This window comes from Xanthomonas pisi DSM 18956 (genome assembly GCF_001010415.1).
Lineage (GTDB): Bacteria > Pseudomonadota > Gammaproteobacteria > Xanthomonadales > Xanthomonadaceae > Xanthomonas > Xanthomonas pisi.
The window spans coordinates 22,911-38,373 of the sequence record NZ_JPLE01000024.1 but is presented as its reverse complement, the minus strand read 5'-3'; the positions used below and the strand labels follow the sequence as shown (position 1 = coordinate 38,373).

The following is a 15,463-nucleotide window of genomic DNA, read 5'->3' as shown; positions in this document are numbered from 1 at the left end:
CGCATTTTAGCCGCTGCAGCGACGCCGTGCGCTGACTCATGCGCCGTCCGGTCTTGTGGTTGCGGTTAGTCCGAAATGCGTCGCAACGACTTGCGCGCAGGGTTTGGGGGCGGTCTGCAGCAGCAGATGCGGTCCGGCGAGATCGCATCGAGAGGAGTGTGGAAGTAAATCTATCCAGCAGGTGGCCGCGCTTGGTGAAAGCAGGCGGTCGTGGGATGCAGTAAGGCAAAGCGTCGGACACCGAATGCCGTTTAACCGGTCTCGCATATCGATGCGCAGCGCGCTTTGCGCCCGTCCGCGCAGCACGTTGGGTGCGACGTCACGCAATGCATGTCTGAGCTTTGCTTCTAGTTGGGTGGTCGACCATTGCCCGAGCAAAAACCATGCAAGGATGGGCATCGGCAGCCGTGCAGGCGCAAAACGGAGCATGCCCGCAAACGCCTTGAGCAGCGGAACCGGCTGCGTTGCGAATGTCGTCGACAGGACGAGTCCGATCAGACCCGGGGGCGGGGAGGCCGCAATGGCCATGGCAACCGGGCCTGAGAAAGATTCTCCCAGCAGGATGAATTCGGTACCGCTGCCCAGTTGCTGACGGACGAAATCCTCCAGTTGGTCGTATCCCAAGAGGACCTCAGGCGGATACGCAATCACCCGGACATCGGAAAAATAGGGGCGCGCGGCTTGTGTGAACGCATCCAGCATCAGCGCGGTACCGTCCAGGCCGGGGAGGATCACTAGCTGGGTCAAGTGGCTGGGGCCGGGGGTGAAAGTCAGGATGATAGCGGCTCGTTTATCCCCCACGGCAGGTTGGCAGCGCCTTGGGTGCAGCGCTCAAGTACACTAAGCGCATGCCTTTAATCACTCTGCAAAGCGTCGACTACAGCGTCGGCGGCCCCTTGTTGCTGGAAAAAACCGACCTTACGATCGAGCCGGGCGAGCGTATCGCCCTGATCGGTCGCAACGGCGCCGGCAAATCGACCTTGATGAAACTGATCGCCGGCGAGCTCAAGCCCGATGACGGCGAAGTACGCGTGCAGCAGGGCGTGCGCATTGCACGGCTGGAGCAGGAGGTGCCGCAGGGCACCGGCGGCAGCGTGTTCGATGTGGTGGCCGATGGGCTGGGCGAACTGGGCCACTGGCTGGCCGAGTTCCACCAGCTTAGCCATGCCGAGGTGTTCGACGCCGACGCGTTCGGCAAGGTGCAGGCCAAGATCGATGCGGCCGAAGGCTGGGCGCTGGATCAGCGCGTCGGCGAGACGCTGACCAAGCTGGAACTGGATGGCGATGCGGAATTTGCGCGGCTGTCCGGCGGCATGAAACGCCGCGTGCTGCTGGCGCGCTCGCTGGTGTCCTCGCCTGACGTGCTGCTGCTGGACGAGCCGACCAACCATCTGGATATCGAAGCGATCGATTGGCTGGAGTCGTTCCTGAAAGGCTGGAACGGCAGCGTGCTGTTCGTGACCCATGACCGGCGCTTTTTGCGTGCGTTGGCAACGCGCATCGTCGAAATCGATCGTGGTCAGGTCACCAGCTGGCCGGGCGACTGGGCCAATTACGAGCGGCGCCGCGAAGAACGGCTCAATGCGCAGGCGCAGGAAAATGCGCGCTTCGACAAGATGCTGGCGCAGGAAGAAATCTGGATCCGCCAGGGCATCAAGGCGCGGCGCACCCGCGACGAGGGCCGTGTGCGGCGTCTGGAGTCGATGCGCAACGAGCGCGTGCAGCGCCGCGATCTGACCGGCAACGTGCGCATGGAAGTCTCGCAGGGCGAGTCGTCCGGCAAGAAGGTGATCGAGGCCAAGGACGTCGGCTTTGCGTTCGGCGCGCGCACGATGGTCAAGGATTTTTCGACCATCATCCAGCGTGGCGACCGCATCGGTCTGATCGGCCCCAACGGCAGCGGCAAGACCACCTTGCTCAAGTTGTTGTTGGGCGATCTGCAGGCGCAGGAAGGCGAAATCCGCATCGGCACCAATCTGCAGATTGCGTATTTCGATCAGTACCGCTCGACCCTGCGCGAGGACTGGAGCGCCATCGAAAACGTGGCCGAAGGCCGCGATTTCCTGGAGATCAACGGCAAGCGCAAGCATGTGCATGCGTATCTGCAGGACTTTCTGTTCACGCCCGAGCGCGCCCGCGCGCCGATCACCAGGCTGTCCGGTGGCGAGCGCAATCGCCTGTTGCTGGCGCGGCTGTTCGCGCAGCCGTCCAACCTGCTGGTGATGGACGAACCGACCAACGATCTGGACGTGGAGACGCTGGAGTTGCTGGAGGAGCTGCTGGGCGAGTACACCGGCACCTTGCTGCTGGTCAGCCATGACCGCGACTTCCTCGACAACGTGGTGACTTCCACATTGGTGATGGAAGGCGAGGGTTTGGTCGGCGATTACGTCGGCGGTTACAGCGATTCGTTGCGCCAGAGGCGCACCCCCGCGCCCAACGCGATGGCGGTCGCCAAGGCCTCGGCGACCGCTGCAGCAACCACGCCCGTGGCAGTTGCCGCGGCACCGGTGGATGCCGCGCCCAAGCGCAAGCTCAGCTACAAGGAGGCGCGCGAACTGGAGCAATTGCCTGGGTTGATCGAGACGCTGGAGCAGCAGGTCGCCGCGCTGACCGAGGCAATGAACGACCCGGGGTTCTATCAACGCGACAGTGCGGCAATGACCGCGCACACCGCAGCATTGAGCGACGCGCAGGCGCAGCTGGATGCCGCCTACGCGCGCTGGAGCGAGCTGGAATAGCCGGTGCTGCGCCGGCGCGCTGTTGCGTGCCGGCCCTGGGTGCCGCGCTGCGCTGTTTGTTCGCGCAGGCGTCGATGCGTAGCTGCGGGCGATGACGATGCATCGCAGGCCGCACCCTACGCGGTCATTTGCACGGTGCGCTCAGCGACAGGCGAGCGACGCCGCGCATGCCGGTAACGCATCTGTCATCTGCAGGCAGCAATCGTGAGCCGACTCACTCAATCGCAAGCGCTGGCCGGCGCCACGAACGCTGCAAACGTCAGTCCGCGCGCGGCCCAGCTGGTGGCGGCTTCGTCGAGAATGTCCAGCAAGGTATCGCGCTCGTTCGGCGCTGCCTGCGCCAATGCCTCGGCGCCGTCGATCAATAGCGCGTAGCCGCGCGGGGAGGGCAGCCACGCCAGGTCGCGCAGCGCATCGCTCAATGCATCCCAGTTGCGGCCGAAGCCGGCGGGGAAGTCCAGCTGGGTGGCCAGGCGCATCAACAACATGCGCTTGTCGCTGCAGGTGGCCAGATCCACGCGCAGGATGCGCAGCCCGGCATCGCGCGCCAGCGCAGCCATGGTGTCCAGATCGTCGGTGTCGGCTTGATAGACGCCCGATTGCTGCGGGTCGGACAGGTCCAGTGCAAAGTCGCCCGCGCTCATGGCGCCTGCTCCGGTGTCGGGCCCTGGAACGACTTGAAGCTTTGGTAATGATCGTCGCTGTAGTACCAGGTCTGCGGCGGGGTGCCGCCGGTAACGATGCGGCGGGCACCGCGGTCGGCGCTGCCGGGTGTGTCGACGGTGTATTCGCGGTAGTAGCCGCGCGGGCGTTCCGGCAGCCGGTGTTCGCGGTTGCCGAAGACGCCGCCATCCTGCGGATACGGGAACGGCCCTCCGCGCTGGATCAGGACGATGGTGGCCATGGCTTCGATCGGCAGAAAGGCCGGCAAGTGCGGCACCTGACGCGCTGGCGGTGCGGCGGCGATCGGTGCACTGAGCTGCGGCGCAAACTGGGGCTTGGGCGTCTGCAGGGCCCGCATGCCCCACAGGCCGGCGACGAGCAGCACGATGGCGACGATCAGCAAAGCGGGCTTGCGCATGAAGACGTTCCGGGAGCGAAGAGTGTGCTGCAGAGCAAGTATGCCGTTGCGCGACTGTGTCGACTTTGAACACGGCCGGGCGGCCGCGCGATTCACACCCAAGTAACCGGGGGCTGGTGCAAGGTGTGTAGCCAACGGGACGCGGTCCCTGCTCGAATGGGATGAAGTTTCCCTGCCGCTGCCCTTGGTAAGCGCCGTCGGCGTCCTTACCATCTATCCCGCAACGCCCGGTCTTCGCCGGGCGGCAAGTCCAGGAGACACGCATGGCCTACACCCTTCCGCAGTTGCCCTACGCCTACGACGCGCTGGAACCGAACATCGATGCGCAGACGATGGAAATCCATCACACCAAGCATCACCAGACCTACATCAACAACGTCAACGCGGCGCTGGAAGGGACCGAGTACGCCGACCTGCCGATCGACGAGTTGGTGTCCAAGCTGAAGAGCCTGCCGGAAAACCTGCAGGGCCCGGTGCGCAACAACGGTGGCGGCCACGCCAACCATTCGCTGTTCTGGACCGTGCTGTCGCCCAATGGTGGCGGTGAGCCCAAGGGCGAGGTCGCCAAGGCGATTGACAAGGACATCGGTGGGTTCGAGAAGTTCAAGGACGCCTTCACCAAGGCCGCCGTCAGCCGCTTCGGCTCGGGCTGGGCGTGGCTGAGCGTGACCCCGGACAAGAAGCTGGTGGTGGAAAGCACCGCCAATCAGGACAGCCCGTTGTTCGAAGGCAACACCCCGATCCTGGGCCTGGACGTGTGGGAACACGCGTACTACCTGAAGTATCAGAACCGTCGTCCGGAATATATCGGCGCGTTCTACAACGCAGTGAACTGGGAAGAAGTCGAGCGCCGCTACCACGCTGCGATCGCCTGAGTCCTGCGCGCAGGCTTGTGACACAAGAAGGCCGGGAGCGATCCCGGCCTTCTTGGTTTGCTGCAGTGTGTCGCGTAGGAGCGCACCTGGGCGCAGGGGCTTTTCCTGTTGAAACCTCGGTCGCGCCCGGGTGCGCTCCTACGACAGCCAAGGCACCGATCAGAGCTTGGCGTCGAACTCGCGGGCATAGCCGGTGCCGACGCTGTAATGCAAGAAGGCCGGGAGCTATCCCGGCCTTCTTTGTTTGCTGCGCTCCTACGACTGCCAGGGCGTGGATCAGAACTTGGCGTCGAACTCGCGAGCGTAGCCGGTGTTGACGATGACCTTCTGCAGCGCGTCGCTGATCTTGATGTTGCCAGCCACGATCTGCTGGGTTTCCGGGCCCATGTTGTCCATGCGCGGGGGAGTGGCACCCTTGTAGTCGCAGACGCGGCCACCGGCTTCGCGCACCAGCAGCACGCCGGCGGCGATGTCCCAGGCTTTGACGCCGGCTTCGAAGTAGGCGTCGGCGCGGCCGCAGGCCACATACGCCAGGTCCAGCGCGGCCGAGCCGGTGCGGCGCACGTCTTCGGCCTGGACCAGCAGGGCATCGACGCACTTCAGCTGCGCACTGATCCGTGCGCGCTCGCGCGGCGGGAAGCCGGTGTGGATCATTGCGCCGTCCAGATCCTTTCGCTCGGCGATACGGATGCGGCGGTCGTTGAGCACGGCGCCGGCGCCGCGGCTGGCGGTGAAAAGCTCGTTGCGTAGCGGATCGAAGATCACCGCATCGGTGGGTTCGCCGTTTTCGACCAGTGCGATCGACACGCAATAGTGCGGAAACCCGCGCAGGTAGTTGCTGGTGCCGTCCAGTGGGTCGATGACCCAGGTGTAACGGCCACTCTTGCCGCCCTGCACGCCGCCTTCTTCGCCGAACACGGCGTACTCGGGGTAACCACGCTTGAGTTCCTTGATGATGACCTTCTCGGCATCGGCATCGACTTCGCTGGCGTAGTCCATGCGGCCTTTCTGCACCACGTTGAGTGCGTCCAGCTTGTTGATACCGCGCAACAGCACATTGCCGGCGAGGCGGGCGGCTTTGACCATGACGGTGACGGCGGGTTTCTGCATGGTTAAAGCTCCCGTGAAGGCAGAATCGGAAATGGCGAAGGTAAAAGAGCGGTCCGGCGCGAAAGCCGGCCGCGCAGTTTACCATCTACGGCCGAACAGCTCCCCAATCTCCGTTCATGTCCGTCAGCCAGCGCATCCGTTTTGTTCTTGTCGGTACCCAGCATCCAGGCAACATCGGCGCCGCCGCGCGTGCGATGAAGACCATGGGTGTCTCGCGGCTGGTGTTGGTGGCCCCCGAGCGTGCGCTCGATGAAGACGCCTATCGGCGCTCGGCCGGTGCCGAGGACGTGCTGGGCAGTGCGCCGCTGTTCGATACGCTGGGCGAGGCGGTGGCCGACTGCACGCTGGTGATCGGCTGCACCGCGCGGGCGCGCCGTGTGGCGCTGGAAGAATTGCTGCCGGACGAAGGCGCGCAGCGCGCCCTGGCCAAGGCGGGCGAGCCGGCCGAGGTGGCGTTCGTGTTTGGCCGCGAGCGCACCGGCCTGACCAACGACGAATTGCAGCTCTGCCATGCGGCGGTACATATCCCGTCCGACCCGCAGTTCAGTTCGCTCAATCTGGCGGCGGCGGTGCAGGTGCTGGCCTATGAGGTGCGGCTGGCGCAATTGGCCGCCGGCGAAGCCGAACCCGCGCCGGCGCCGGCCTCCGGCCTGCGCGATGGGCCGGCCAGCCATGCGCAGCTGGAAGGCATGTTCGGCCAGCTGGGCGAGACCCTGGACGAGATCGACTTCCACAAGGGCCGCGCGCCGGAGTCGGCGATGCGCAAGTTGCGGCGGTTGTTGTTGCGCGCGGAGATGACCGAGCAGGAGGTGCGGCTGATCCGCGGCATCCTGTCCGATGCGCAGCGCATGGCGATGCTGGCCAGGCGTGCCGGAAACTGACGTCTGTCACATCTTCAAAGATTCGGCTAGGCTGTCCGCGGCTCTAGGGGAGTGTCCGTTTTGCGCGGTCTACAATGGTGTCTGATTGCCTGCTGGCTGTTGGCCGGTGCAGGCTTGGCCGTGACGGCTGCGGCAGCGCCCTCCTCGGTATTGGTGCTCGGGCGGATCAGCGATGACCCCGCCACACATTACGATCAACTCAAACCGCTGCTGGACTACGTGGTGCCGCGCATGCGCGAGGTGGGCATCCGTCGTGGCGAAATCCTGATGGCACCGGATGCGCGCCAGATGTCCAGTTACCTGCGGCGTGGCCGGGTCGACTGGGTCAGCGAGACCACCGGTGCGGCGATGCTGCTGGAGCGGCGCGGCGGCGTGCACCCCTTGCTGATGACCGAGCGGGGCGGTGTGCGCGACTTCCATACGGTGTTTTTCGTGCGCCGCGACAGCCCGATCCAGTCGCTCACGCAACTGCGCGGGCATAGCCTGGCGCTGCAGAATGCATCGTCCACCAGCGGCTATCTGGTGCCGATGCTGGAGCTGATGCGCAACGGCATTGCCTGCGATGTGCTGCTGTCGCCGGACGACCTCCAGGTGCCTGGCTCGGTCGGCTATCTGATGGTCGGCTCCAAATTGAACATCGCCGCCTTCGTTCACAAGCGCCTGATCGATGCCGGGGCCTTCAGTAATCTCGATTGGGACGACGAGCGCCATCTGCCGCCGGTGTTCAAACGCGATTTCCGCATCGTGTACCGCAGCGCGCCAGTGCCGCGGGCGGTGGAAATGGTGCGCTCCGGTATGGACCCGGCAGTGGAGCGCCGCCTGCGCGCGGTGTTGCTGCAGGCCGCCTCCGACCCGAAGGCCGCACCGGCGCTCAAGCGTTTCTTCGGTACCACCGCGTTCTACCCGCTGGATAGCGAGAGTCGCAGGCGTCTGGATGCATTGAGCACCGGCTTGCAGCACGTCAGGAATGAAATGGAATGAGTCAGGTGCGCTTCGGGTTGCAGGCACGTTTCCTGTTGGTCATGGCGCTGACCCTGCTGCTCGTCGGCGCGATCCTGGCGTCGCTGTTGCAACGCCAGAGCGCGATGCAGCGCGAGGTGCGCGGGTTGAGCGCGCAGATCCTGCACGAGCTGTTCGATCGCAGCCTGCGCACCCGCGGCGAGACGCTGGCGACCGAGCTGGCGTCCGGTCTGGCCAACCCGCTGTATTACTCCGACCTGGGCGCGGTGGGGGCGCTGGTGCGCAATGCGTCGCGCCAGCAAGTGGTGACGTACGTGCTGGTGTTCGACAGGCGCGGCCTGCTGGTGCATGACGGCACGCCCAATCTGCAGCGCTACGGACAGCGCATGAACGACCCGCTCGCGGCCAAGGCGGTGGCGGCGCAGGCGATGCTGCTGCAATCCTCGCCCGAGGTGCTGGACGTGACGGTGCCGATCAAGATCGGCGACCAGCGCATCGGTGGCGTGCGCGTGGGGATGTCGCGCGAGCGGGTGCGCAAGATCGAATCCGGCGCCAACCTGACCCTGGTCGAGAACCTCAATGCGATCGGCAAGCGCGATCTGGGCTGGTTGCTGGTGCTGCTGGCCGCGCTGGTGGCGCTGGGCGTGCTGCTGGCGATCTATGTGCAGCGCACGCTGGTGGCGCCGGTGCGGTTGCTGGCTGCGGCCGCACGCCAGATCGAGCGTGGCGACTATGCGGTGCAACTGCCGCCGCATCCGCGCAACGACGAAATCGGCGAGCTGATTTCCGCCTTCGGCCGCATGAGCGAAAGCATCGCCCGGCACGACCGCGAAGTGCGTCATATGGCCTACACCGATGCGCTGACCGGGCTGACCAATCGGCTCGGTTTTCGCGAAGGGCTGGACCATCTGCTCAACACCGCGCGCAGCAGCAACAGCAAGCTGGCGCTGCTGTTTGCCGATATCGACGACTTCAAGCGCGTCAACGACACGCTGGGGCATGAAGCCGGCGACGAGGCCTTGCTGCAGTTCGCCAGCCGGATCAGTCGCGCGGTTTCCGCGCTGGGTGGCGACGATGCGATCCTGGCGCGCTTCGGCGGCGACGAGTTCGTGATCCTGCTGCAAAGCGGCGATGTCAGCCTGCTTGCCGCACAGCTGGCGGACCGCCTGGTGCACGAGCTGAGCCGCCCGTTGAACGTGCAGGGCCGTGAAGTGTTCCTGGGCACCTCGATCGGCATCACACTGTTTCCTGACGACGCCAACGATGCCACCGCGCTGTTGAAGAACGGCGACATCGCGATGTACCAGGCCAAGGTCGCCGGCAAGAACTGCCACCGCTTCTACAGCCGCGCGGCCGACCATGCGGTGGAGCGGCGCGTGCATATGGAGCACGAGCTGCGCGGTGCCTGGGAGCGCGACGAATTGCGGCTGGTGTATCAGCCGATCTACCGCACCAGCGACCGCGTGCTGGTAGGCGTGGAGGTGCTGCTGCGGTGGCAGCACCCGGCGCTGGGCACGATTGCGCCCTCTACCTTTATCGATATCGCCGAGCAGAGCGGGCTGATCGAGACGATCGGCCCCAAGGTGCTGCGCGCGGCCTGTCTGGAAGCGGCGCAGTGGCCGGACGTGGGCGAGGGCCTGTTCATTTCGGTCAATGTGTCGCCGCGCCAGCTGCGCAGCGGCGATCTGATCGACACCGTGGCCGAGTGCCTGGCCGAGTCCGGCCTGCCGGCCGCGCGCCTGCATCTGGAACTGACCGAAACGGCGGTGATCGGCGACGAGATGATGGCCGCCAGCCTGCTCGATCAGCTGCACCGCACCGGGGTGAAGGTGTGGCTGGACGACTTCGGCACCGGCTTCTCCGGTTTGAGCCATTTGCGCCAGGTGCCGGTGGACGGGGTCAAGATCGACAAGAGCTTCATCGCCGACCTGCAGCGCGACCCGGACGATCTGGCGCTGACCACCGCCATCATCAACATGGCCCATTCGCTGGGGATCACCGTGGTGGCCGAAGGCATCGAGCAGGAAGCGCAATTCAACCTGCTGCGCGAGCGCGGTTGCGACCTGGGGCAGGGATACTGGTTCAGCAGGCCGTTGAGTCCGGCCGATCTGGTCAAGCTGATCGCCGCGGGCTGAGCGCCGTAGGAGCGCACCCGGGCGCGACGGGGCTTTATCGGCAGGGCTTCGTCGCGCCCAGGTACGTTCCTACGATCCAGTGTGTTCGAGCCGGGTGGTTACAGCGGTCGTTTGCCGGTATCGCCGGGGATTTCGCGGACCAGGCGCGGGACCAGATAGCCGGACAGCCGCGTGGCCAGTTCCGCATGCAGGGCACGTGCGCGGACGTCGTCCACTTCGAAATGCGCCACGCCCGCCACGCGATCGAGCTGATGCAGGTAGTACGGCAGCACGCCGGCGGCAAAGCTGCGTTCGCTCAACGCGGCCAGCGCGTCCACGCTGTCGTTGACCCCGCGCAGCAGCACTGCCTGATTGAGCAGTTGCACGCCGGCACCGCGCAATGCCTGCATGGCGGTGTCCACGTCGGCATCGAATTCGTTGGCATGGTTGGCGTGGATCACGAAGGCCACCGGCCACGGCAGGCTGCGCAACCAGGCCAGCAAAGGCGCGTCGACGCGTGCGGGCAGTACCACCGGCAGGCGGCTATGGATGCGCAGCCGCTTGAGGTGCCCGATGGCGGCCAGGGCATCGGTGAGTTCGACCAGTTTGGGTGTGGCCAGCGACAGCGGGTCGCCGCCGGACAGCAGCACTTCGTCGATGTCCGGGTCGGCGGCGATCGCCTCCACCGCCTCACGCCAGCCCTCGCGCGCAGCGGTTTCTTCCGCATACGGGAAGTGGCGGCGGAAACAGTAGCGGCAGTGCACCGCGCAACTGCCGGTGGCGATCAGCAGGGCACGGCCGCGGTATTTCTGGATCACCCCGGCGGCGGTCTTGGCGGCGGCATCGCCGACCGCATCCAGGCCGAAGCCCGGCACCGGCTGCATTTCTGCATCCAGCGGCAGGACCTGGCGCAGCAGCGGGTCGTGCAGGTCGCCGTGCCGCATCCGCGCCACGAATGCCTGCGGTACCCGCAGCGGGAACTGCGCGGCTGCGTCGGCGCTGATACCGGCCGCTTGCGCGTCCAGGCCCAGCAGTTCCAGCAACCTGCGCGGGTCGCGCACGGCGTCGCGCCACTGCTGCTGCCAGCGCGGTGGCTGCAGGGCGGTGGGCGGGGATGGCTGTAAGGCGACGGGGGCTGCGGTTATCATGTGCGGTCACAAAACCAATGCCCGCCGGTTGCGGCGGGCGCCCCATTCTAATCCGACCGGCCACCGTGTGGCGGGTCGTGGTCTTATCGAGGAGCTGCACCATGGCCACTGTTGGCATGAACGACGTCAAGAACGGCATGAAGATCCTGGTCAACAACGAACCGGCGGTCATCACCGAGACCGAATACGTCAAGCCGGGCAAGGGCCAGGCCTTCACCCGCATGAAGTACCGCTTCATCAAGTCCGGCCGCGTGGTCGAAATGACCATGAAGGCCACCGACGACGTGGAAGTGGCCGACGTGGTCGATACCGACATGCGCTACCTGTACAGCGATGGCGAGTACTGGCACTTCATGGACCCGGAAACCTTCGAGCAGGTGCAGACCGACAAGGCTGGCATGGGCGGCGCCGACAAGTGGCTCAAGGGCGAGGAAGACTGCATCGTGACGCTGTGGAATGGCGCGCCGATCTGGGTGCAGCCGCCGAACTTTGTCGAGCTGAAGATCACCGAGACCGATCCGGGCGTGCGCGGCGATACCTCCGGCGGCGGCGGCAAGCCGGCCACGCTGGAAACCGGCGCAGTGGTGCGCGTGCCGTTGTTCGTCAATCAGGACGAGATCATCAAGGTCGACACCCGCTCGGGCGAGTACTCGGCGCGCGTCAAGTAAGCCGGATGCGCCCGGGACGCCAGTCCGGCCGAGCAGGACGCAGTGCCAGTGTCCTGATGGCGCTAGGAGCAGCCGACAATACGACTGCGCAGCCGCCAGGCGCGGGCGGCCGGTGTTCGGAATCTGCATGTACCGCTGGTACACAGCGGTTTCTGTGCACTAGCCGCATCCACCTGACGGCCGCTTGCTACCTGTTGTTGGCCGCTATTGGCACGCTTGCAGCGTCCTCGGCATTTGCGCAAACCGCGACCACCGCCTGCGACGCACGAAGCGTGGCGGCGGTGGCCGCGGTTGCGGCGTCCGGGGTGGTTGGCGGCACCGCAGAGGCAGTGCCGGTCGCACGTGTCGTGGCACAGACCTGCAAGCCGTGGCCATACGATCCATCGATAACGCTGGCGGCGATTGCGTTTGCTGGCGATGCCGCCACCGGCACAGGCGAGCGCGACCTCGAAGTGCGCGTTGCGATGCTCGATGCGGGCACTGGTGAGGCGGTGGCGTTGTACGCCCAGCAAATGGGCGAGGACGCCGGCTTCGAGCTTGCTGCAGACAGTCTGCGCCTGGATACCGCGCGTTATGACCTGGCGAAGGGCGTCCGCGCGTTTGGCATGGTCGTGCACAGCGTTGCGCGCGGTGCCAGTTGCCCGGATTTCGACAGCAATGATGCACTGACCTTGCTGGTGCGCGAAGGGCGCGTGCTGCGTCCGGTGCTGCAGCGGGATCTGACAGTCTGGCAGCGGGTGAAAGGCGAGCCGTGCAACTGGGGTGCGACGGGTGTGGTGACCGAGCGCGGCACGCTCACCCTGTCGATGGACACGCCAATCCACGCCGGCTACGCCGACATCTCACTGACTGCCACCTTGGTGACCTCCACTACCGTCAAGGATGCGGACGACACCGAACGCACGCATCGCCAACGCCAGGTACTGCGCTACGACGGCATGCGGTATGTGCCTGTGTCACGCTCCAACGACCCCTGGCCGTTCGGCAACTAAACCTCTTATGGACCCGCTCATGACCAATGCCCCGCCCGAACCCTGCGACCTGTTGATCGAAGCCGGTTACGTGGTGCCGATCGAACCGCATGCAGTGGTGCTGGAAGACCATGCGGTGGCGGTCAGCAACGGCGTCATCGTGGCCGTGCTGCCGGCCGCTGAAGCGCGTGCGCGTTTTGCGCCGAAGCAGACCGTGTCGCGCCCGGAAGCGGCGTTGATGCCGGGTCTGGTCAATGCGCATACGCACAACCCGATGACCCTGCTGCGCGGCATTGCCGACGATCTGCCGCTGATGGTGTGGCTGCAGCAGCACATCTGGCCGGTGGAAGCGGCGGTGATCGGGCCGGAGTTCGTGGCCGACGGCACCACGCTCGCCATCGCCGAGATGCTGCGCGGCGGCACCACCTGCGTCAACGAAAACTACTTCTTCGCCGACGTGCAGGCTGCGGTCTACAAGCAACACGGCTTCCGTGCGCTGGTCGGCGCGGTGATCATCGATTTCCCCACGGCCTGGGCGTCGTCGGACGACGAATACTTCGCGCGGGCGGGCGAGTTGCACGACCAATGGCGCGACGATCCGTTGATCGGCACGGCGTTCGCACCGCATGCGCCGTATACGGTGAACGATGCCAACTTCGAGCGCGTGCGCATGCTCGCCGACCAGCTGGACATGCCGGTGCATCTGCACACGCATGAAACCGCGCAGGAGGTGGCCGATTCGGTCAAGCAATACGGCCAGCGCCCACTGGCGCGCCTGGATCGGTTGGGCCTGGTCAACGACCGCCTGATCGCCGTGCACATGACCCAGCTCACCGATGCAGAAATCCATCTGTGCGCAGAGCGCGGCGTCAGCGTGGTGCATTGCCCCGAGTCCAACCTCAAGCTGGCCTCCGGCTTCTGCCCGGCCTGCGCATTGCAGCGTGCCGGGGTGAACCTGGCCATCGGCACCGACGGCTGCGCCAGCAACAACGACCTGGATATGTTCAGCGAGAACCGCACCGCCGCGATCCTGGCCAAGGCCGTCGCCAACGATGCCACTGCGCTGGATGCGGCCACCACGCTGCGCGCAGCCACGCTGGGCGGCGCGCGCGCGTTGGGCTTCGGCGACAAGATCGGCTCGATCGAAGTCGGCAAGCAGGCCGATCTGGTTTGCGTGGATCTGTCGGCGCTGGAGACCCAGCCGTTGCATCATGTGCTGTCGCAACTGATCTACGCCGCCGGCCGTCATCAGGTCACCGATGTGTGGATCGCCGGCAAGCCCAAGCTGGTGCAGCGCGAGCTGATCGACATGGATACCGCTGCCCTGGTTGCCAACGCGCGGCAATGGCGCGAACGCATCCGCACCGTCCGCGCCTGACCGCGCGTCATCGCATCACGGAGTTCCGCATGAATCCCACGACCCAATCCACCTCACGCAATTTCCATCAGGCCGAGCTGGACAAATTCGCCGCGCTGGCCAACCGCTGGTGGGACGCCGATGGCCCGCAGAAGCCGCTGCACGCGCTCAACCCGGTGCGCCTTGGCTACGTGTCCGCGCGCCAGGAGCTGGCCGGCGCACGCGTGCTGGATGTGGGCTGCGGCGGCGGCCTGCTCAGCGAGTCGATGGCGCGCCTGGGCGCGCAGGTCACTGCGATCGATCTGGCACCGGAGCTGGTGAAAGTCGCCCGCTTGCACAGCCTGGAATCGGGCGTGCAGGTGGACTATCGCGTGCAGTCGGTGGAAGACCTGGCGGCCGAGCAGCCGGGCAGCTTCGATGCGGTGACCTGCATGGAAATGCTCGAACACGTGCCGGACCCGACCGCGATCATCCGCGCCTGCGCCAGCCTGCTCAAGCCGGGCGGCAAGCTGTTCCTGTCCACGCTCAATCGCACGCCGGCCGCATTCGCACTGGCGGTGGTCGGCGCCGAGTACATCGCGCGGCTGCTGCCCAAGGGCACGCATCACTACAAGGACTTCATCAAGCCGGCAGAGCTGGCGGCGTGGTTGCGCAGCGCCGAGCTGCAGCTGCAGGACGTCAGCGGCATGCTGTACGAGCCGTGGCGCAATCGCGCGCGCTTGTCCTCGCGCACCGAGGTCAATTACCTGGCGTACGCGGTGAAGCCGTGACGGGCGGGGATTGGGGAGTCGGGAGTCAGGATTGGGACGCGCAGCTAACTGCGATCTTGATGTCTTTCGATTCCTGCCTAGCTGCTTGTCGTTACTCACGGCTGGCGGGCGCATGAGTTTCCCGCGTGCGGTGCTGTTCGATCTGGACGGCACCTTGCTGGACAGTGCGCCGGATATGCTGGCCACGGTCAACGCGATGCTGGCCGCACGGGAGCGTGCGCCGATTGCGCTGCAGCAGCTGCGGCCAGTGGTGTCCAAAGGGGCGCGTGCGATGGTCGGTGTGGCCTTTGCCGAGCTCGATGACGCTGCGCGCACCGCCTTGGTGCCCGAATTCCTGCAGCGCTATGAAGGCTTGATCGGGACCCAGTCGACGTTGTTCGAGGGTGTGGAAGCCCTGCTATCGCAGCTGGAAGCGGCCGGTTGCGTCTGGGGCGTGGTGACCAACAAGCCCGAATATCTCGCGCGCCTGATCCTCCCGCAACTGGGCTGGCAGCAGCGCTGCGCCGTGCTGATCGGCGGCGATACCTTGCCCGAGCGCAAGCCGCATCCGCTGCCATTGCTGACTGCCGCCGAGCGTATCGGCGTTGCACCCGCGCAGTGCGTCTATGTGGGCGACGACGAGCGCGACATTCTTGCGGCACGCGCGGCGAACATGCCGTCGGTGGCGGTGTTGTGGGGCTATCGCCTGCATGACGACGTGCCGGAGCGCTGGCAGGCCGATGTACTGGTAGACCAGCCGCAGCTGTTGTGGAATCCGGCGACGTGGCCGCAGACCTGATTCTTTTGG

General features: G+C 65.8%; 15 protein-coding genes and 1 other RNA gene. 11 read left to right on the top strand and 5 right to left on the bottom strand.

Annotated elements, in window-relative coordinates:
• Positions 1-36 precede the first annotated feature (36 nt).
• Positions 37-747, bottom strand: a complete 711-nt coding sequence (locus tag Y887_RS06880) for an alpha/beta fold hydrolase (protein WP_052764954.1) — start codon at positions 745-747, stop codon at positions 37-39.
• A gap of 101 nt (positions 748-848) precedes the next feature.
• Between Y887_RS06880 and Y887_RS06875 the strand changes: the two genes are divergently transcribed.
• Positions 849-2,741 (top strand): ATP-binding cassette domain-containing protein, encoded by a 1,893-nt coding sequence (locus tag Y887_RS06875; protein WP_046963632.1) that lies wholly within the window; start codon positions 849-851, stop codon positions 2,739-2,741.
• Between the two features lie 218 nt (positions 2,742-2,959).
• Here the strand turns inward: Y887_RS06875 and Y887_RS06870 are convergent, their stop codons facing one another.
• Together Y887_RS06870 and Y887_RS06865 are read right to left on the bottom strand one after the other, a co-directional pair.
• Positions 2,960-3,385 (bottom strand): barstar family protein, encoded by a 426-nt coding sequence (locus Y887_RS06870; RefSeq protein ID WP_046963631.1) that lies wholly within the window; start codon positions 3,383-3,385, stop codon positions 2,960-2,962.
• Positions 3,382-3,822 carry a ribonuclease gene (locus Y887_RS06865; protein WP_046963630.1) on the bottom strand — a complete coding sequence of 147 codons (441 nt, stop codon included), beginning with the start codon at positions 3,820-3,822 and terminating at the stop codon, positions 3,382-3,384. The genes Y887_RS06870 and Y887_RS06865 overlap by 4 nt, the downstream gene beginning before the upstream one ends.
• Positions 3,823-4,085: 263 nt before the next feature.
• Here Y887_RS06865 and Y887_RS06860 point away from each other — a divergent pair, with 263 nt between their 5' ends.
• Positions 4,086-4,697, top strand: coding sequence for a superoxide dismutase (locus tag Y887_RS06860; RefSeq protein ID WP_046963629.1), 612 nt, complete (start codon positions 4,086-4,088; stop codon positions 4,695-4,697).
• A 276-nt stretch (positions 4,698-4,973) separates the two neighbouring features.
• On the opposite strand, the gene Y887_RS06855 is transcribed toward Y887_RS06860, so the two are convergent.
• Positions 4,974-5,807, bottom strand: a complete 834-nt coding sequence (locus Y887_RS06855) for an inositol monophosphatase family protein (protein WP_046963628.1) — start codon at positions 5,805-5,807, stop codon at positions 4,974-4,976.
• A 116-nt stretch (positions 5,808-5,923) separates the two neighbouring features.
• Between Y887_RS06855 and Y887_RS06850 the strand changes: the two genes are divergently transcribed.
• From Y887_RS06850 to Y887_RS06840, 3 genes are read left to right on the top strand one after another with little or no spacing between them, the layout of a single operon-like run.
• Positions 5,924-6,688 (top strand): RNA methyltransferase, encoded by a 765-nt coding sequence (locus Y887_RS06850; RefSeq protein ID WP_046963627.1) that lies wholly within the window; start codon positions 5,924-5,926, stop codon positions 6,686-6,688.
• A gap of 51 nt (positions 6,689-6,739) precedes the next feature.
• Entirely contained in the window at positions 6,740-7,669 is a 930-nt protein-coding gene (locus tag Y887_RS06845) for a phosphate/phosphite/phosphonate ABC transporter substrate-binding protein (protein ID WP_046963626.1), read from the top strand.
• Positions 7,666-9,783: a putative bifunctional diguanylate cyclase/phosphodiesterase gene (locus Y887_RS06840; RefSeq protein WP_046963625.1), complete on the top strand. Its 2,118-nt coding sequence runs from the start codon at positions 7,666-7,668 to the stop codon at positions 9,781-9,783. Before Y887_RS06845 ends, Y887_RS06840 begins: the two co-directional genes overlap by 4 nt.
• 98 nt (positions 9,784-9,881) lie before the next feature.
• On the opposite strand, the gene epmB is transcribed toward Y887_RS06840, so the two are convergent.
• Positions 9,882-10,910: an EF-P beta-lysylation protein EpmB gene (gene epmB, locus Y887_RS06835; protein WP_046963624.1), complete on the bottom strand. Its 1,029-nt coding sequence runs from the start codon at positions 10,908-10,910 to the stop codon at positions 9,882-9,884.
• A 101-nt stretch (positions 10,911-11,011) separates the two neighbouring features.
• On the opposite strand from epmB, the gene efp reads away from it, so the two are divergent.
• The 6 genes from efp to Y887_RS06810 all read left to right on the top strand — a co-directional run bounded on the left by efp (position 11,012) and on the right by Y887_RS06810 (position 15,454).
• Positions 11,012-11,578 carry an elongation factor P gene (gene efp / locus Y887_RS06830; RefSeq protein WP_002802373.1) on the top strand — a complete coding sequence of 189 codons (567 nt, stop codon included), beginning with the start codon at positions 11,012-11,014 and terminating at the stop codon, positions 11,576-11,578.
• 127 nt (positions 11,579-11,705) lie between these two features.
• Positions 11,706-11,781, top strand: a non-coding RNA gene (locus Y887_RS18745) — sX9 sRNA.
• On the top strand, positions 11,773-12,570 hold the full coding sequence (locus Y887_RS06825) for a PA3715 family protein (protein WP_245879429.1): 798 nt from the start codon (positions 11,773-11,775) through the stop codon (positions 12,568-12,570). Before Y887_RS18745 ends, Y887_RS06825 begins: the two co-directional genes overlap by 9 nt.
• Before the next feature lie 19 nt (positions 12,571-12,589).
• Entirely contained in the window at positions 12,590-13,927 is a 1,338-nt protein-coding gene (locus Y887_RS06820) for a TRZ/ATZ family hydrolase (protein ID WP_046963673.1), read from the top strand.
• A 29-nt stretch (positions 13,928-13,956) separates the two neighbouring features.
• Positions 13,957-14,676, top strand: coding sequence for a bifunctional 2-polyprenyl-6-hydroxyphenol methylase/3-demethylubiquinol 3-O-methyltransferase UbiG (gene ubiG / locus Y887_RS06815; protein ID WP_046963672.1), 720 nt, complete (start codon positions 13,957-13,959; stop codon positions 14,674-14,676).
• A 112-nt stretch (positions 14,677-14,788) separates the two neighbouring features.
• The gene (locus Y887_RS06810; RefSeq protein ID WP_104612107.1) at positions 14,789-15,454 is read left to right on the top strand and encodes a phosphoglycolate phosphatase; all 666 of its coding nucleotides are present in this window, start codon (positions 14,789-14,791) and stop codon (positions 15,452-15,454) included.
• The last annotated feature ends 9 nt before the right edge of the window (positions 15,455-15,463 follow it).

Coding starts and splice junctions, on each gene's coding strand:
- efp (WP_002802373.1), top strand. CDS start 11,012: ATGGCCACTGTTGGCATGAACGACGTCAAGAACGGCATGAAGATCCTG.
- Y887_RS06855 (WP_046963628.1), bottom strand. CDS start 5,807: ATGCAGAAACCCGCCGTCACCGTCATGGTCAAAGCCGCCCGCCTCGCC.
- Y887_RS06850 (WP_046963627.1), top strand. CDS start 5,924: ATGTCCGTCAGCCAGCGCATCCGTTTTGTTCTTGTCGGTACCCAGCAT.
- Y887_RS06840 (WP_046963625.1), top strand. CDS start 7,666: ATGAGTCAGGTGCGCTTCGGGTTGCAGGCACGTTTCCTGTTGGTCATG.
- Y887_RS06820 (WP_046963673.1), top strand. CDS start 12,590: ATGACCAATGCCCCGCCCGAACCCTGCGACCTGTTGATCGAAGCCGGT.
- Y887_RS06860 (WP_046963629.1), top strand. CDS start 4,086: ATGGCCTACACCCTTCCGCAGTTGCCCTACGCCTACGACGCGCTGGAA.
- ubiG (WP_046963672.1), top strand. CDS start 13,957: ATGAATCCCACGACCCAATCCACCTCACGCAATTTCCATCAGGCCGAG.
- Y887_RS06875 (WP_046963632.1), top strand. CDS start 849: ATGCCTTTAATCACTCTGCAAAGCGTCGACTACAGCGTCGGCGGCCCC.
- Y887_RS06870 (WP_046963631.1), bottom strand. CDS start 3,385: ATGAGCGCGGGCGACTTTGCACTGGACCTGTCCGACCCGCAGCAATCG.
- epmB (WP_046963624.1), bottom strand. CDS start 10,910: ATGATAACCGCAGCCCCCGTCGCCTTACAGCCATCCCCGCCCACCGCC.
- Y887_RS06865 (WP_046963630.1), bottom strand. CDS start 3,822: ATGCGCAAGCCCGCTTTGCTGATCGTCGCCATCGTGCTGCTCGTCGCC.
- Y887_RS06810 (WP_104612107.1), top strand. CDS start 14,789: ATGAGTTTCCCGCGTGCGGTGCTGTTCGATCTGGACGGCACCTTGCTG.